This window comes from Aeromicrobium sp. Root472D3 (assembly GCF_001426485.1).
Classification (GTDB): domain Bacteria; phylum Actinomycetota; class Actinomycetes; order Propionibacteriales; family Nocardioidaceae; genus Aeromicrobium.
The window spans coordinates 611,519-628,468 of sequence record NZ_LMET01000001.1; the positions used below are offsets into that span (position 1 = coordinate 611,519).

Consider the following 16,950-nt stretch of genomic DNA (forward strand, 5'->3'; position numbering starts at 1 on the left):
GGGCGCTCGGGCGGGATCGTCGGTGCTGCGGGTCAGCGCAGGCGGAGGTCCTGCGTCGTGAACGTGAACGCCGTCGTCGACGTGTTCGCGTTCTCGGTCACCACGATCGTCAGGGTGCCGGCCAGGGCGCGGTGGAGCGTGGCCTTGGCGGCCTTCTTGCGCGCCGCGTAGGCCTTGCGGGCGGCTGCCTTCTTGCTGCTGCTCCCGTCGGCCTTCTTCAGTGCCTTCGAGAGCTTGGCCTGCGCGGTGTCGATCGTCCGGTTGTAGGCCTTGTAGGCCGCCCGCTTGCGCTCGGTGCTCTTGGGAGTGACCACGCGCGAGGACGTCGTCGTCCTGGCCTGGGTCACCGTGACGTTGCCCGAGGCGGTCGCGATCCCGTAGCCGTACGAGAGGTCGGTGACCGGGGCGGTCACGTAGACGTCTCCTGAGAGCGTGTAGTCGTGGCTCGTCGGTGCGGCGGCGCTGGAGCTGAACTGCTGCTCGGCGAGCGTCGCAGTCCCTGACATCGTGCTCGACGACTTCTCGGTGGCGAAGCCGGCGAACGTGCAGGTCCGGCTGGGACCGTCGGCCGGATCGACGAATGCCTCGGCGATGAAGCCGTCGACGCCCTCGGGCTGGTTCGTGGTGCGCAGCTCGATGTCGCGTCCGTCGTCGACGCCGATGCCGCAGATCTTCTCGACGAGGGCGAGGTTGCCGTCGGCGAACCGGTTGTCGTTGCGGATCTGGTCGGCGACGGTGAGCACGGCCTCGCGGCTCGTGCCGGTCGTGGTGTCGGCCGACGCGGGTGCTGCGGCCAGGGCGACGGAGCCGATGGCCAGTGACGCGACGGCGACGGCCGAACGGGTCAGGAGGGATGAGCGCATGGTGGTCCTTCGGGAGTGAGGTGTCGGGGTGCGGTGCATGGCGGTGTCAGCCGACGATCGACGGGCCGGTCGACACCGAGAAGCGGCGGGCGTCGGCCGCGGCCGAGCGCGTCTTGACGAGCTTGTAGTCGGCGATCGCGTACGAGTACGACGACTTCACCGCGGAGCGGCGCGACAGGTAGGCCGCCCGGGCGACGGCCTTCTTCGTGGGGCTGCCGTGGGCCCGCTTGACGGCCTTCGCGTACGACTTCTTCGCGGCCTTGATGCGCTTGACGTACGTCCGCTTGGCCGCCTTCTTGGCCGCCTTGCTCTTCTTGTCGGCGATCTTGGTGACCGTCAGCACGCGCTGCCCGTTCGGGGCCGTCACGAGACCATTCGCCTCGGCGCCCGCGAAGCTGAAGGAGCTGGTCGCCTCGGTGGCGGGCGAGACGAAGACGTCGCCGGAGAGGCGGGACGTCACGGTGCTCGTGGTGCCCTGGCCGAAGGGGAAGTCGGTCAGGCGCACGGTCGAGGTCGTGACCTCGAGGTCGCCCGTGAAGGTCGTCCCCGATCCGAGCGGTGCCACGGCGGCGAACGTGCAGGTGTCGAGGTTGCCGAACGGGAAGCCCGTCGGTCCCTCGACGTCCTCGGCCGACTGACGCAGGACGGTGACGGTGAGTCCGTCGACGCTGTCGGGCGTGGCGACGGGCTGCCCGAAGACTCCGAACGTGTCGCTGCCCAGGGGCCCGCACGCCTTGGCTGCGAGCGCAGCCAGCTCGGGGGTGCCGTTCTGGGGCGAGCCGTCCTCCGGGTCGGCGCGCAGGCTGCTGGCGGCCGCGAGGACGTCCTCGCGGGTGATGCCGTTCGCCGTGGCGGCGGTGGCCGGCGCGGCGACGAGGACGGCCGAGCCGATGGCCAGCGAGGCCACCGCGATCACGGACCGGGACAGGACGGACGAACGCATGGTGCTCCTTGGGAGTGAGGGGGCCGACCGGCCCGTCGTCCAGCATGCGCGAGATCTGCTGCGGCTGCGGGCTGGACTGTGAAGACCATCACATCGGACTAGTCGGCGTGGCCCGTCCGGGTGCGGACGAAGCGATCCCGCCCCGGCCAGCAGGCCGAGGCGGGATCGGGGGAGTTGGATCAGCCGAGGTTGTTGTTGCGGCCGCTGGCCGTCAGGTTGAACGGCGTGGACTGGGTGACGGTCTTGGTGTTGGTGACGTAGCGGTAGTTCCAGACCGCGTAGTCGTACTTGACCTTCGTCTCCGCCCGCTTGGCCAGGTAGGCCTTCTTCGCGGCGGCCTTCGTGGCCGAGTTGCTGCCGGCCCGGTCGAGCGCCTTGGCGTACGCCTTCTTGGCCTTGGCGATGCGCTTGTCGTACTTGGCCTTGGCAGCCCGCTTCTCGACCTTGGACTTGTGGTCCCAGATCTTGCGCTGGTCGGTCACGGTCTTGGACGTCGTGGCCGCCCCGGCAGCGGTGAAGTCGACGGCGGAGTAGTTGCTGAAGAACTCGTTCGAGTCTCGCGTGATGCTGGTCGACACGAACGCGTTGCCGGACAGCTGTCCGGTGGTGGAGTCGTCCGCCGCAGCGGTCGCGATGATCGGTCCCTCGGTGTCCGCGGGGCGGGGGGTCAGCGTGAGCGTCGCCTGGCCGCTGAGCTTCGCGTCCTTGTCGGCGGTCACGACCAGTCCGAAGTTGCAGTACCGGTGCGTGTAGTCGCCTCCCTCGATGTTCTCGTGCAGCTCGACCGAGACGATCGCGCCGTCCGCCCCGCTGTTCTGCTTGAAGAAGTTGAAGTACGCGCCGTGCGGGTAGAGGTCGTTCGTCGTCGTGTAGCCGCAGACCGTCTCGGTCAGCTTGTCGAGGGCCGCCTGCTCGGCTTCGGTGTAACCGCCGCCGTTGGACTGGTAGCTGCGGGCCGCGTCGAGGACCGAGACGATGGAGGCGCGGTCGATTCCGGCCGGTGTGGCGGCGGTGGCGGGGGCTGCCGCCAGGGTGACCGAGCCGATGGCCAGGGTCGCGACGGCGACGGCCGCGCGGGAGAGGATCGAAGTGCGCATGGAGCTCCTTGGGAGTGCTGGGAGGCCGGGCGACCTCTCGCGCATTCTTGCGGTGTTCACACGTTCGTAACCTGGCATTCGGCACAAGTCATCCGAAGTGACTAGGCGGGTGATCCGTCCGGGCCCGGTTCACGGTTCGCGATTCGGCCCCGCGACCCGCTGTCGTCCCCTACCGTTGCGCCCCGGGGCCTCGACCGTCGTCGTCCCGAGGAGAGGTCGTCGTCATGCTGAAGGTCCGGGGCCGGGTCGCCCGCCGTCTGTCCACCGTCGCCCTGGTCGGTGCCCTCGCGGCCGGACTGCTGACGGCGCAGGCGTCCTCGGCCGTCGCGGTCTCGACCGGCTCGATCCAAGGCACCGTGAGCTCGGGTGCGTCCGGCTTCGACGCGTCGGAGGTGCTGGTCACCGCCTACGAGCTCGAGGACGACGAGTGGGTCGAGGCGGGCTACGGCTGGTCCGACGGTGATGGCCGCTACTCGGTCGACGGCCTCGCCGCCGGCGACTACCGGCTGGAGTTCTACGACTACTCCGACACGACCGCCACCGAGTACTGGGACGACGTGACCGACATCGAGGACGCGGACGACGTCGCGGTCGGCGCGGCTCAGGTCGTGACCGGCAAGGACGCGGTCCTGGCGCAGGCCCTGCCCATCGGCAGCTCGCGTGAGCCGTCGGTCTCCGGCGCACTGACGCCGGGATCCGTCCTGACGGTCGACCCGGGCGCCTGGGTGCCCGGTGACGTGCAGGTCTTCTACGAGTGGATGCTCAACGGCGAGGAGGTCGAGGGAGCCTACGACCGGACGTTCGCCCTGACGGCGCAGCACGTGGGCGTGCCCGTGGCGGTGCGGGTGACGGTGTGGAAGCCGGGATACCGCTACGAGACGCGGACGCTGCACGCCGGCGCCGTCGGACTGGCGACGCCGACCGGCCTGGACGTCGCGGTGTCTCCCGCGGGTGCGACGTTCACCTGGAACGTCGTGCCCGGGGCGACGGACTACCGGCTGACGATGCAGGGACGGACGCGCACCTACGGCGGCAGCACCGGTGGCCGGACGTCGATGACGTTCTACGCCGGATCGCTCGAGCCGGGGCGCACCTACACGGCGTCGGTGGAGGCCACTGCGTCGACGCGTCCGGTCTCATCGGTCCCCGCCACCGTCACGTTCACCACTCCGGCGATGCCCGCGGCCACGAAGCTCCGGACGTACGAGAAGAAGGCACGCTCGAGCGGCGTCGCGTGGCCGGCCGTGGAGGGCGCTCGGCGCTACGAGATCACGGTCTGGTCGAAGGGCAGGAAGGCCAGGACGTTCAAGACCGTGAACCGGGGACGGGTGCTGCGCGGGCTGAAGCCGGCCACGAAGTACTACGTCCGTGTCACCTCCTTCTCGGCCGACGACCTCTCGCGCTCGGTGAGCAGGAAGTGGACGTTCACGACGCGCAAGAAGTAGGCGCACGGAACTGTGGCGGTCGCCGCACCCCGTGCGTTACCTCGCGGACACCCGACCTGCGTACGCTCGTGCGTGTGGACTGGAACGACTACGACGCTGCCCTCTTCGACCTCGACGGCGTGATCACGCCGACGGCGGAGGTGCACATGCGCGCATGGGCCCAGATGTTCAACGACTTCCTCCGTGAGCGGGGTGTCGACGAGCCCTACACGGACGCCGACTACTTCACGTACGTCGACGGAAAGCCCCGGTACGACGGCGTCAGGTCGTTCCTCGCCTCGCGCGACATCGAGCTGCCCGAGGGCGACGCGTCCGACCCGGCGTCGGCCGAGACCGTCGCGGGCCTGGGCAACCGCAAGAACGACGACTTCGAGCAGATCCTGCAGACCGAGGGCGTCAAGCCCTACCCCGGCTCGGTCGCCCTCGTCGAGGCGCTCGAGAAGCGCGGCACGAAGATGGCGATCGTCTCGAGCTCGCGCAACGCCGCCGCCGTCCTGACCGCCGCCGGCATGATCGAGCACTTCCCGGTCATCGTCAGCGGCAAGGAGGCCGGCGAGCGCGGCCTGCCCGGCAAGCCCGCGCCCGACACGTTCCTCGCCGCCGCCGACGACCTCGGCGTGCCGAAGGAGCGGGCCGTCGTGTTCGAGGACGCGCTCTCCGGCGTCGCCGCCGGGCACGCCGGCGACTTCGGCCTGGTCATCGGCGTCGATCGCGGCGTGGGCGCCGACCAGCTCACCGAGCACGGCGCCGACGTCGTCGTGTCCGACCTCGACGAGCTCGTGGACGGTGCCGACGCATGAGCCCCTCGCACATCGCGCCGCAGGTGCACGACTTCCTCAACCGTTCGCGCTACCCCGTCGACGAGTGGGCGCTGGTCGAGAGCCACATCGACAACGACGACCTCGGCACCACCGAGACGCTGTTCAGCGTCGGCAACGGCTACCTCGGCCTGCGCGGCAACGTCGACGAGGGACGCGACTCGTTCACGCACGGCACGTTCGTCAACGGTTTCCACGAGACGTGGCCGATCCAGCACGCCGAGGAGGCCTTCGGCTTCGCGCGCGTCGGCCAGACGATCGTCAACGCCCCCGACGCCAAGGTCATCCGCCTCTACGTCGACGACGAGCCGCTGCTGCTGCCGATCGCCGACCTCGTCGAGTACGAGCGTCGTCTCGACTTCCGCACCGGCGTCATGTCCCGCGACATCCTCTGGCGGACGCCCGGCGGCAAGCGCGTGCGCATCCGGTCGCGGCGCATGGTCTCGTTCACGCAGCGCCACCTCGCGGTGCTGACGTTCGAGGTCACGATGCTCGACGACTACGCGCCCGTCGCCATCTCGTCGCAGATCCTCAACCGCCAGGACGGCGAGGACGAGTACCACGTCCGCTCCAAGGCGATGGGCGAGGGCGTCGACCCGCGCAAGGCCGGTCAGATGAACCACCGCGTCCTGCGTCCGCAGAGCAACTGGGGCAACCTCGCCGACGGTCGCGTCGCGCTCGGCTACCAGTGCACCGAGAGCGGCATGACGATCGCGGTCGCCGCCGACCACCGTCTCGAGACGGCCAACAACTACACCAAGCGCATCCAGACCGACGACGACCTGGCCAAGATGACGTACCGCATCGACGCCGAGCCGGGTCAGCCGATCGTCCTGACCAAGCTCGTCAGCTATCACACGTCGCGCGGCGTGCCGTCGCGCGAGCTGCTCGACCGCTGCCGTCGCACGCTCGACCGCGCGCACGACGAGGGCCTCGACCAGCAGTTCGACGACCAGCGCGCCTGGCTCGACGGCTTCTGGGAGCGCTCGGACGTCGAGATCCCGGGTCAGCCCGAGGTGCAGCAGGCGACCCGCTGGAACCTCTTCCAGATCGCGCAGGCCTCGGCCCGCGCCGAGGGCACCGGCATCCCCGCCAAGGGCGTCACGGGATCGGGCTACGGCGGGCACTACTTCTGGGACACCGAGATCTACGTCCTGCCGTTCCTGACGTACACGACCCCGCGCGCGGCCCGCAACGCGCTGCGGTTCCGCTACACGCTGCTCGACGCGGCGCGATCGCGTGCCAAGCAGCTCGCCCAGCACGGGGCCCTGTTCCCGTGGCGGACGATCAACGGCGAGGAGGCCTCGGCCTACTACGCGGCCGGCACCGCGCAGTACCACATCGACGCCGACATCTCCTACGCGTTGAGCCAGTACCTGGCGGCCACCGGAGACCTCGACTTCCTCACCCGCGAGGGCGTCGACATCCTCGTCGAGACCGCGCGCATGTGGGTCGACCTGGGCTTCTGGCGCGACGAGGACGACGGCACGTTCCACATCCACGGCGTCACGGGCCCGGACGAGTACACGACGGTCGTCAACGACAACCTCTTCACCAACGTCATGGCCCGCTTCAACCTGAGCCGCGCGGCCCAGGCCGTCCGTGACCTGGCCGCCCGCGACGGCATCGAGTACGAGCGGGTCGTCGAGCGCCTCGGCCTCGCGATGAGCGAGGTCGACGAGTGGGAGCGCGCCGCCGCCGACATGGCCGTCCCGTACGACGAGCACCTCGGCGTCCACCCGCAGGACCAGCACTTCCTCGAGCGCGAGGTGTGGGACCTCGAGCACACGCCGCTCGACAAGCGTCCCCTGCTGCTCAACTACCACCCGCTGGTGATCTACCGGTTCCAGGTGCTCAAGCAGGCCGACGTCGTGCTGGCCCTGTTCCTGCAGGGCGATCACTTCACGCCCGAGGAGAAGCGCGCCGACTTCGAGTACTACGACCCGATCACGACGGGCGACTCGACGCTGTCGGCGGTCGTGCAGTCGATCATGGCGGCCGAGGTCGGCTACCACGACCTGGCGCTGCGCTACTTCCTGTCGGCGCTGTTCGTCGACCTCGCCGACCGGCACCGCAACACGTCCGACGGCGTGCACGTCGCGTCGACGGGCGGCGTGTGGAGCGCGCTGGTCAGCGGGTTCGGCGGCTTCCGCGACCACGGCGGCGTGTTCACGATCGACCCGCGCCTGCCCGAGGCGTGGGAGTCGCTGACGTACCGGTTGACGCTGCTCGGCACGCGGGTGCGCGTCGCGGTGCTGCCCGACCGCGTCGACCTCGAGGTCGAGGACGGCGCCGAGGCGTCGCTGGTCGTGCGCGGCCACGCCGTCACGGTGCGGGCCGGCGCGCCCGTGTCGGTCGCGCTGGACGGTCAGGGCCCGCGGCTCGAGGGCGAGCCCGCACCGGTGCCCGGACGTCGTCGCGCCGACGGCACGATCATCGCCGCCATCGTCCCCGGCACGTGATCCCCGGCCGGTCGCCGGGGTGAAAAGAGAGGTTCCTGTGATCTTTCGAGACACGCATGGAACGATCTAGGGGTGATCACCGTGATGTGGAAGACCGCTGCCGGCGAGACGGGCGAGGTTCAGCTGTCCGGCGACGACAAGTGGACGTTCGGCCGCACGGGTGGCGCCGACGAGCCCACGGTCGGTGTCGACCACCCGCTGGTCAGCCGCACGGCCCTGGTCATCCGTGACTCCGGGCCCGGCCCGGTCGTCTTCCGCGGTCAGCGCGACAACGGCGCCAAGGTCTCGCTCGTCAGCGTCATCGGCTCGGTCACGTGGCTCGACGAGGGCACGGCGGGCAACCTGACGGCCGAGGAGAACCGCGTCGAGCTGAGCCTCGACGGCGAGGTGCTCGTGACGGTCGACGTCGAGTTCGACCAGCGCGGCTCCGTCGTCGAGCGTCAGCAGGCCGACGAGCGGTAGCGCCCCCGCATGAGCACGACGACCACCGACGTCATCGTCGTCGGCGCGGGCGTCGTGGGTGCGTCGACGGCACTCGAGCTCGCCCGCTCGGGCCGCTCGGTGCACGTCGTCGACAAGGCCGCCGGTCCCGGACACGGCTCCACCAGCGCGTCGAGCGCGATCGTGCGGTTCAACTACCCGACGTGGGACGGCGTCGCGGCCGCCTGGGAGTCGCGGTTCCGCTGGGACGAGTGGGAGGACCACCTCGGCGTGCGTCCCGCCGACGGTCTCGCGACGTTCAGGCGCTGCGGCATGGTGTTCCTCGACGTCGACATCCTGCCCGCCCGGCTGCAGGCCGAGCTGTTCGACCGTGCCGGCATCCCGTACGAGGTGTGGGGCCCCGACGACCTCGAGCGGCACCTGCGGGGGTTGGACGCGGGACGGTTCTGGCCGCCCAAGCCCGTCACGTCCGACGCCTTCTTCGACGACCCAAGCGGACGGCTCGGCGGGATCTTCACGCCCGACGCCGGCTTCGTCGACGACCCCCGGCTCGCCGCCGCGAACCTCGCCGAGGCCGCGGCGCACCACGGCGCGACGTTCTCGTTCCGGCGCACCGTGACGGCGATCGGCCGGGCCGGCGACGACTGGCAGGTGACGCTCGACGACGGACGTCGCCTCGTCGCGCCGGTCGTCGTCAACGCCGCGGGCCCGTGGTCGTCCCGCGTCAACGAGCTCGCCGGCATCGGCGACGACTTCACGGTCGCCGTCGCACCGATGCGCCAGGAGGTGCACCAGGTGCCGACGCCGCAGGGTCTGGGCGACCACCCGCCCGTCCTCGCCGACGCCGACATCGGCATCTACCTGCGGCCCGACTCCGGAGGCCACGTGCTGGTCGGCGGCACCGAGCCCGAGTGCGATCCGCTCGACTGGATCGACGACCCCGACGCGTCCGACCCCCTGCCGTCGCGCGAGCGCTTCGACGCCCAGGTGCTGCGGGCCGCACGACGCCTGCCCGACCTCGCGGTGCCGCACCGCGTCCGCGGCATCACCGGCGTGTACGACGTCGCGACCGACTGGACGCCGATCTACGACCGCACGGCCGCGGACGGCTTTTTCGTGGCGATGGGCACGAGCGGCAACCAGTTCAAGAACGCCCCGCTGGTCGGCACGCTGATGCGGGCCCTGGTCGACGGGGTGCAGGCCGGCGTCGACCACGACGCGGAGCCGATCACCGTCACGATGCCGCACACGGGCCATGTCGTCGACCTCGGCGCGTTCAGCCGCCGACGCGCCCTCAACGCCGACACGTCGGGGACGGTCTTCGGCTGACACCTGCCGCTATCGTCGGGAGCATGGTCTCCAAGCGCCCAGGGTTCTCACTCGGTCTGCCCAAGGCAGAGCTGCACGTCCACCACGTCGGGTCGGCGTCGATGCGGACGGTCGCGGAGCTGGCTCAGCGACATGCCGGCAGCACCACGGTGCCCACCGACGACGAGGGGCTGGCGGACTACTTCACGTTCACCGACTTCGGCCACTTCGTCGAGGTGTACCTGTCGGTCGTCGACCTGCTCCGCACCCCGGAGGACCTCTGGACGCTGACGCACGACGTCGCCCGCGACCTCGCGGCGCAGAACGTCCGCTACGTCGAGCTGACGTGCACGCCCTACACGTCGATCGCGGTCGGCATCAGCGCCGAGGCGTACTGCGAGGCCCTCGAGGACGCCCGCCGTCGCGCCGAGGCCGACTTCGGCATCACGATGCGGTGGATCTTCGACATCCCCGGCGAGTCGGGCGTCCCCGCAGCCGACGTCACGCTCGACACCGCGCTGCGCCTGCAGCCCGACGGTCTCATCGGCTTCGGTCTCGGCGGGCCCGAGGTCGGCGTGCCGCGTCCGCAGTTCAAGCCGCACTTCGACCAGGCGCGGGCCGCGGGCCTGCACTCGATCCCGCACGCGGGGGAGTCGACCGGCCCGCAGACCATGTGGGACGCGATCGAGTCGCTGGGTGCCGAGCGCATCGGCCACGGCATCGTGGCGGCGCAAGACCCCGCCCTGATGGCGTACCTCGCCGAGCACGGCATCCCGCTCGAGATCAGCCCGACGTCCAACGTCCGCACCCGGTCGGTCGGCTCGATGGACGAGCACCCGCTCGCGACCCTCGTCGAGGCGGGCGTGCCGGTGTCGATCAACTCCGACGACCCGCCGATGTTCGGCACGACGCTCAGCGACGAGTACGAGGTCGCCCGCAACCTGCTGGGCCTGACCGACGCCGGCGTCGCCGAGCTGGCCCGCGCGGGCGTCCGCCAGTCGTTCGCGCCCGACGACGTCAAGGCCACGATCCTCGGCGAGATCGACACCTACGTCACGCCCTGACCCCCGCCGCGCGGCGGGCGGTGGCTGGGCGACGTGTCAGGGCCCCTGATACGTCGCCCAGTCACCGCGATCCGGCCAGGACGACCTAGGCGGGCTTGGGTGCGACTGGCACCCGGACGAGGAGGACGCCGGGCTGCACGTGCGCCCGGATGACGGTGCCCTCGCCGACGGGGTCTCCGTCGAGCTGCATCGGCATGGGCTTCTCGGCCTTGATGACGACGGTGCTGCCGGTCAGCCGGTCGAGACGCTCGTTGGTGCGCTTCTGACGTCCGACGACGCGCACGATGATCGCGAGCCAGCCGATGAACCGCTTGGGCGCGATGACCACGACGTCGAGCTTGCCGTCGTCGATCTGGGCGTCGGGCAGCAGCGGGATGCCGCCCTGCAGGAAGCCGACGTTGCCGACCACGACGGTGCGCGCGCGGAACTTGCGGTACTCGCCGTCGTCGACCTTGATCTTGACCTTCATCGCCGGGAACCGGGCGGCCTTCACGCCGCTGACGAAGTACGCGAGCCAGCCGACCTTGCTCTTGAGCTGGTCGTTGACGCCCGTCATGATCGCCGCGTCCATGCCGAGGCCCGCCATGACGAGGAACGTCGTGCTGGTGCCCGAGTCGGTCTCGAGGTTCGACAGGTCGATCGCGCGGTCCTGGCCGCCGAACACGACGTCGAGCGCGTCGCGGGTGTTGAGCGGGATGCCGAGGTTGCGTGCCAGCAGGTTGCCGGTGCCGTGCGGCAGGATGCCGACCGCGACGCCGGTGCGGGCGACCTCCTCGCACACGGCGCGCACCGTGCCGTCACCGCCGGCCGCGACGATCAGGTCGGCGTCGGCCTTGAGGGCCGCGCTGGCCTGGCCGTGCCCGGGATCCTCGACCGTGGTCTCGAACCACAGGGGCTCGTTCCAGCCGGAGATCTCGGCGACCGCGCGCACGCGGCTCTTGAACTCCTCGACGTCGCCGACCTTCGACGGGTTGATGACGACCGCGGCCCGCCTGCGTCCCGTGCCCGTGATGACCGCGAGCTCGTGCGGCAGGCGGGTGCGGCTGCTGACGACCAGCACCCACAGCCCGATCGTCACGAACATGCCGAATGCGAGACCGCCCACGACGTCGCTGAAGTAGTGCACGCCGAGGAACACGCGGCTCGCGCCGACGCCGATCGCCAGCAGCGTGAACACCGTGATCAGGATGCGCCGGCGCCACCCGCGCCCGGTCAGGACGATCGCGACGAGGATCGCGACGGTGAAGAACATGGCCGCGCCGGCGGAGTGGCCGCTCGGGAACGAGTAGCCGCCGATCTCGTACAGCGGCTCGTCGAACGACGGACGCGTGCGGGTGAACGCCAGCTTGAGCAGCGCGTTGCCGCCGATCGCGGCGACACCGCTCAACACGACCCACACCGCCACGGCGCGTTCGCGCTGCCACAGCGCGTAGAGCGCGATCAGCACCAGCACGACGGCGGCCGACAGGTTGCTGAAGATCACGGCGACCGCGTCGAGGAACGAGACGAGCCCGGGGTGGCCGGCCGTGACGTCGTAGGCGCGGTCGGCGACGTCCAGGTCGAGACGCATGACGGCCCGGGTGTCGGTCGCGACGGCGACGGCGAAGAAGGCGAAGACGACGGCGGGGACGGCGACGAGCCACGTGATGACGGACGGTCGGCCGGGCTCGGCGCGACGCAGGTCGAACGACATGGCTCCTCCTCAGGGGTCGGTCAACTCTAATGGACCCGGAGACGCTCTCGTGCCGGACGATAGGCTGGCGACGTGATCGACGCCCGCCTCCTGAGAGACGACCCTGACGCCGTGCGCGCTGCCCAGCAGCGCCGCGGTCTGCCCACCGACGTGGTCGACGAGCTCGTCGCCGCCGACGAGCAGCGCCGATCGTCCATCGTGGCCTTCGAGGCCCTGCGCGCCGAGCAGAAGAACCTCGGCAAGCTGATCCCGAAGGCGCAGGGCGACGAGAAGCAGCAGCTGCTCGCCCGCACCAAGGAGCTCAGCCAGCAGGTCAAGGCCGCCGAGGCGGCCCAGGCCGAGTCGGGCGAGACGTTCGACCGCCTCATTCGCACGCTGCCGAACCTCGCGTCGCCCGAGGCCCCGCAGGGTGGCGAGGACGACTTCGTCGTGCTCGAGACCATCGGCACGCCGCGCGACTTCGCGGCCGAGGGCTTCGAGCCGCGCGATCACCTCGAGCTGGGCCAGATGCTCGGCGCGATCGACGTCGAGCGCGGCGTCAAGGTCAGCGGCTCGCGCTTCTACTTCCTGACGGGCGTCGGCGCGCAGCTCGAGCTGGCCCTGACGCAGCTCGCGATGAGCAAGGCCGCCGAGTGGGGCTTCACGCCGATCATCCCGCCCGCGCTGGTCAAGCCCAGCGCGATGGAGGGCACCGGCTACCTGGGCCAGGGCGCGTCCGACGACGTCTACTACCTCGAGAAGGACGACCTCTACCTGGTCGGCACGTCCGAGGTCGCCCTGGCGGCGTACCACTCCGACGAGATCCTCGAGGCCGAGTCGCTGCCGCGCCGCTACGCCGCGTTCAGCCCCTGCTACCGCCGCGAGGCGGGCTCGTACGGCAAGGACACCCGCGGCATCTTCCGCGTCCACTGGTTCGACAAGGTCGAGATGTTCGTCTACACGACGCTCGAGGAGTCGTACGCCGAGCACCAGCGCATCCTGGGATGGGAGAAGGCGTGGCTCGACGCCCTCGAGCTGCCGTACCGCGTCATCGACGTCGCCTCCGGAGACCTCGGGCTGTCGGCGATCCGCAAGTTCGACTGCGAGGCGTGGATCCCGACGCAGGGCAAGTACCGCGAGGTCTCGTCGGCGTCCAACACGACCGAGTTCCAGGCGCGCCGCCTCGACATCCGCGTGCGGGGCGAGGAGTCGACGACGCCGGCCGCGACGCTCAACGGCACGCTGTGCGCCATGACGCGCACGATCATCGCGATCCTCGAGAACGGGCAGCAGCCCGACGGCTCGGTGCGTCTGCCGGCCGCTCTCCACCCCCTGCTGGGCGAGCTCCTGAGGCCGATCGCGTGAGCGAGCGCCAGCGAGCGAGCCACCAGGGCTGCATCGTGAGCGGGCGTCGGTCATGACCTGGGTCCCCAAGCTCGTCGCCCTCGACGTCGACGGCACGATCGTCAACGGCGACAACGAGCTCAGCGACGTCGTGCGCGACGCCGTCGTCGCGATCCGCGACGCGGGCATCGAGACCGTCATCTCGACGGGCCGCGCGATCTCGGGCGTCATGGACACGGCAGCCAAGCTCGGCTTCACCGACGGGCTCGCGGTCGCGAGCAACGGCGCGGTCGTGTTCACGTACGACCCGGTCGAGGTCGTCCACTCGGTCACGTTCGACGCCGCCGACGCGGTGCGCCGCGTGCTGCAGGAGGTGCCCGACGCGATCGTCGCGGTCGAGCAGGTCGGCTCGGGCTTCCGGGTCAACCGGCCGTTCCCCGAGACCGAGTTCGCGGGGCAGTTCGTGATCGACGACGTCGAGAAGCTCATCGCCGAGCCCGTCACGCGCGTCGTCATCCGCTCGACCGATCACACGCCGGCCGAGTTCACCGCGATCGTCCACGACCTCGGCCTGACGGGCACCAACTACTTCATCGGCTACTCGGCGTGGCTCGACCTGGCGCCCGAGGGCGTCTCGAAGGCGTCGGGCCTCGACGTCGTGTGCGAGCGCCTCGGCCTGACGGCGGCGGACGTGCTCGCGGTGGGCGACGGCAACAACGACCTCGAGATGCTGCAGTGGGCCGGCCGTGGCGTCGCGATGGGCCAGAGCCCCGACGCGTTGAAGGCCGTGGCCGACGCCGTCACCGGCTCGATCGACGAGGACGGCCTCGCCCAGGAGCTCACGAAGTACCTCTAGCCCCCCGCCCCCGGTTTCCCAGGAGAACCCCGGAATCGGACGTCGCCGAGCCGCAGCTTCCCGTGTTCACCTGGGAAGCTGCGGGGGCGCGACCCCACCGGGGATCAGCCGGGCAGGAAGCTGAGGCGCACCTGGCGGTTTGGGTTGTCGACGTTGGTGTCGACGAGGCACACCGACTGCCACGTGCCGAGCGTCAGGCGTCCGCCCAGCACCGGCACCGTCATCGACGGGGCCACGAAGGCCGGGACGACGTGATCGCGTCCGTGCCCCGGCGTGCCGTGCTGGTGGACCCACCGGTCGTCGCGCGGCAGCAGGTCGTCGAGCGCCGTCAGCAGGTCGTCGTCGCTGCCGGCGCCGGTCTCGATGATCGCGACCCCAGCGGTGGCGTGCGGCACGAACACGTGCAGCAGCCCGTCGCCCCGATCGCGGCAGAAGTCGGCGCACTCGCGGGTCAGGTCGCGCACGACGGCCGAGCCACCCGTGCGGACGTCGATCGTGATGCTGTCCATCAGGTCACGCGAAGCGGCTGGACTCGAGCTGGTCGAAGCAGTCGAGCACGGCATCGACGGACGGGATCGCCCGCGTGGCGCCCGGGGCCGAGGTGGGGTTGAGCTTCTGCTCGCGGGCCCGGCGCAGGTGGCGCTTGACGGTGGACGTCGAGCAGTCGAGCCGCTCGGCGAGCTGGTGGCACGTGTCCTTCGGGAAGGCGTGCCGTGCGGCCATGACGGCCTCGTGGCTGACGGGTCCGCCGCCGACGCGCGCCGCACCGTACGGGGTCGCGGACGACTGCTGGATCTCGATGCCGAGCTGGCGACGGATCGCTGCCCGGTCGTCCTCGGTGGTGCAGGCCGCGAAGCCCGAGACGTCGACCTCGACGACCGCGCGGTACAGGCACGTGACCAGCAGGGGGCAGCCGGCGCACTGACGGTGCGCGGACGCACGCTTCAGGGTCAGGCTCTCCCAGTCGGCGGCGCTGAGCTCAGTGCGGGACGGCGGCGTGTGCAGGCGCTCGTCCAGGTAGACCTCCGGCACCGAGGCGCACGGGGGGGTGACGACGTCGACCGTGGCGGTCATTGGGGGCTCCCTCTTGCAGTCATTTCGCCGAACGTGATGGAGACCACCGGCGACACTCCTGCGCCGGACGCCTGTCACGTTCGGGGNTTGCTGTCGTTTGGACCCGGCAGGGCCAGTCGCATGGTCTGCAGCTGTGACTGGGCCTGCACCTGCTGTGCGTAGAGCGCCGCCTGGATGCCGTGGAACAGCCCCTCGAGCCAGCCGACCAGCTGGGCCTGCGCGATGCGCAGCTCGCCCTCACTGGGCGACTCGCCCTCGAACGGCAGGCTCAGGCGCTCGAGCTCGTCGACCAGCTCGGGGGCCAGGCCGTCCTTGAGCTCCTCGATCGACTGCAGGTGGATCGTGCGCAGACGGCTGCGACTGGCGTCGTCGAGCGGCGCGGCCTTCACCTCGTCGAGCAGCTGGCGGATCATCGCGCCGATGCGCATGACCTTCGCGGGCTGCTCGACGAGCTCGCCCAGGGGCGTGCCGGTGTCGTTGCCGGTGCCGGGCAGGGTGACGGACTGGCCGTCGGGGCCGATGACGTCGGGGTGCGGCTCGCTCATGCGCTCCACCCTAGTCAGCGGCGACGACGTCACAACGTGAGCAGCACCTTGCCGGTGTGGGTCGAGTCCTCGAGCTCCTGGTGCGCGGCGCGGACGTCCTCGAGCGGATACGTCGCGTGGACGATCGGGCGGACCGTGCCGTCGGCGACCAGCGGCCACACCTGCGCGACCATCGCTGACACGATCGCCGACTTCTCCGACACCGGGCGCGCCCGCAGCGACGTCGCCATGACGGCGGCCCGCTTGGTCAGCAGTGCGCCGAGGTTGAGCTCGGCCTTGACGCCGCCCTGCATGCCGATGACGACGAGCCGTCCGGCCGTGTTGAGGGCCGCGACGTTCGAGGCGAGGTACTTGCCGCCGATGATGTCGAGGATGACGTCGGCGCGCAGGTCGGCGGCCTTCATCTCCTCGACGAAGTCCTGCTCGCGGTAGTTGATGGTCAGGTCGGCGCCGAGCTCGCGGCAGAACGCCGCCTTCTCCTCCGAGCCGACCGTGACGACGACCGTGGCGCCGAACGCCTTGCCGAGCTGGATCGCCATCGTGCCGATGCCGCTGCCGCCACCGTGGACGAGCAGCGTCTCGCCGTGCTGCAGCTTGCCCATCATGAAGACGTTCGACCAGACGGTCGCGGCGACCTCCATGAGCCCCGCGGCCTCGGTCAGCGTCACGCCGTCGGGCGCGATCGCGACCTGCCCGGCAGGGACGGCCACGTACTCGGCGTAGCCGCCGCCGCTCAGCAGCGCGCACACGTGCTCGCCCGGCTGCAGGTCGGTGACGCCGTCGCCGACGGCCACGATGTCGCCCGAGCACTCGAGCCCCAGGACGTCCGTCGCGCCGGGCGGCGGATCGTAGTGTCCCTGCCGTTGCAGCAGGTCGGCCCGGTTGACGCCGGCCGCGGTGACGCGGATCAGCACCTCGCCGGGGGCCGGCTCGGGGGTGGGGCGGTCGACGACCTGGAGGGCATCGACGCCGCCAGGTGTGGGAGCAGTGACTGCGCGCATCTCATGAACGGTAACGG

The 16,950-nt window shown here is 70.8% G+C and carries 15 protein-coding genes and 1 pseudogene; 8 read left to right on the top strand and 8 right to left on the bottom strand.

Annotation, left to right across the window (positions count from 1 at the left end):
- Positions 1-32 precede the first annotated feature (32 nt).
- From ASD10_RS03035 to ASD10_RS03045, 3 genes are all read right to left on the bottom strand, one after another.
- Positions 33-863, bottom strand: coding sequence for a hypothetical protein (locus ASD10_RS03035; protein ID WP_056604390.1), 831 nt, complete (start codon positions 861-863; stop codon positions 33-35).
- A 46-nt stretch (positions 864-909) separates the two neighbouring features.
- On the bottom strand, positions 910-1,806 hold the full coding sequence (locus ASD10_RS03040) for a hypothetical protein (RefSeq protein WP_056604394.1): 897 nt from the start codon (positions 1,804-1,806) through the stop codon (positions 910-912).
- Positions 1,807-1,985: 179 nt separating this feature from the next.
- Complete coding sequence (locus tag ASD10_RS03045) at positions 1,986-2,903, bottom strand: hypothetical protein (protein ID WP_056604397.1); 918 nt, start codon at positions 2,901-2,903, stop codon at positions 1,986-1,988.
- Positions 2,904-3,127: 224 nt separating this feature from the next.
- Here ASD10_RS03045 and ASD10_RS03050 point away from each other — a divergent pair, with 224 nt between their 5' ends.
- The 6 genes from ASD10_RS03050 (at position 3,128) to ASD10_RS03075 (ending at position 10,441) form a co-directional block, all read left to right on the top strand.
- Positions 3,128-4,348, top strand: coding sequence for a hypothetical protein (locus ASD10_RS03050; protein ID WP_056604400.1), 1,221 nt, complete (start codon positions 3,128-3,130; stop codon positions 4,346-4,348).
- Between the two features lie 74 nt (positions 4,349-4,422).
- Positions 4,423-5,148 carry an HAD family phosphatase gene (locus tag ASD10_RS03055; protein WP_056604402.1) on the top strand — a complete coding sequence of 242 codons (726 nt, stop codon included), beginning with the start codon at positions 4,423-4,425 and terminating at the stop codon, positions 5,146-5,148.
- Positions 5,145-7,628 carry a glycoside hydrolase family 65 protein gene (locus ASD10_RS03060; protein ID WP_056604405.1) on the top strand — a complete coding sequence of 828 codons (2,484 nt, stop codon included), beginning with the start codon at positions 5,145-5,147 and terminating at the stop codon, positions 7,626-7,628. Before ASD10_RS03055 ends, ASD10_RS03060 begins: the two co-directional genes overlap by 4 nt.
- A gap of 72 nt (positions 7,629-7,700) precedes the next feature.
- Positions 7,701-8,090, top strand: a complete 390-nt coding sequence (locus ASD10_RS03065) for a hypothetical protein (protein ID WP_056604407.1) — start codon at positions 7,701-7,703, stop codon at positions 8,088-8,090.
- A 9-nt stretch (positions 8,091-8,099) separates the two neighbouring features.
- A complete protein-coding gene (locus ASD10_RS03070; RefSeq protein ID WP_056604408.1) occupies positions 8,100-9,398 on the top strand; it encodes an FAD-binding oxidoreductase in 1,299 nt (432 codons plus the stop codon).
- 23 nt (positions 9,399-9,421) lie between these two features.
- Positions 9,422-10,441 carry an adenosine deaminase gene (locus ASD10_RS03075; RefSeq protein WP_056604410.1) on the top strand — a complete coding sequence of 340 codons (1,020 nt, stop codon included), beginning with the start codon at positions 9,422-9,424 and terminating at the stop codon, positions 10,439-10,441.
- Between the two features lie 85 nt (positions 10,442-10,526).
- Here the strand turns inward: ASD10_RS03075 and ASD10_RS03080 are convergent, their stop codons facing one another.
- Complete coding sequence (locus tag ASD10_RS03080) at positions 10,527-12,134, bottom strand: phosphatase PAP2 family protein (RefSeq protein ID WP_056604414.1); 1,608 nt, start codon at positions 12,132-12,134, stop codon at positions 10,527-10,529.
- A 72-nt stretch (positions 12,135-12,206) separates the two neighbouring features.
- On the opposite strand from ASD10_RS03080, the gene serS reads away from it, so the two are divergent.
- Both serS and ASD10_RS03090 read left to right on the top strand, forming a co-directional pair.
- A complete protein-coding gene (gene serS, locus ASD10_RS03085; RefSeq protein WP_056604415.1) occupies positions 12,207-13,478 on the top strand; it encodes a serine--tRNA ligase in 1,272 nt (423 codons plus the stop codon).
- 52 nt (positions 13,479-13,530) lie between these two features.
- Entirely contained in the window at positions 13,531-14,313 is a 783-nt protein-coding gene (locus ASD10_RS03090; RefSeq protein WP_056604417.1) for an HAD family hydrolase, read from the top strand.
- A gap of 104 nt (positions 14,314-14,417) precedes the next feature.
- Here the strand turns inward: ASD10_RS03090 and ASD10_RS03095 are convergent, their stop codons facing one another.
- From ASD10_RS03095 to ASD10_RS03110, 4 genes and pseudogenes are all read right to left on the bottom strand, one after another.
- Entirely contained in the window at positions 14,418-14,822 is a 405-nt protein-coding gene (locus tag ASD10_RS03095) for a YjbQ family protein (RefSeq protein WP_056604418.1), read from the bottom strand.
- Between the two features lie 4 nt (positions 14,823-14,826).
- The gene (locus tag ASD10_RS03100) at positions 14,827-15,387 is read right to left on the bottom strand and encodes a WhiB family transcriptional regulator (RefSeq protein ID WP_056604423.1); all 561 of its coding nucleotides are present in this window, start codon (positions 15,385-15,387) and stop codon (positions 14,827-14,829) included.
- A gap of 87 nt (positions 15,388-15,474) precedes the next feature.
- Positions 15,475-15,932 (bottom strand): annotated as a pseudogene (locus ASD10_RS03105) (bacterial proteasome activator family protein); the annotation flags it as partial.
- Positions 15,933-15,961: 29 nt separating this feature from the next.
- Entirely contained in the window at positions 15,962-16,933 is a 972-nt protein-coding gene (locus ASD10_RS03110) for an NAD(P)H-quinone oxidoreductase (protein ID WP_056604425.1), read from the bottom strand.
- Between the last annotated feature and the right edge of the window lie 17 nt (positions 16,934-16,950).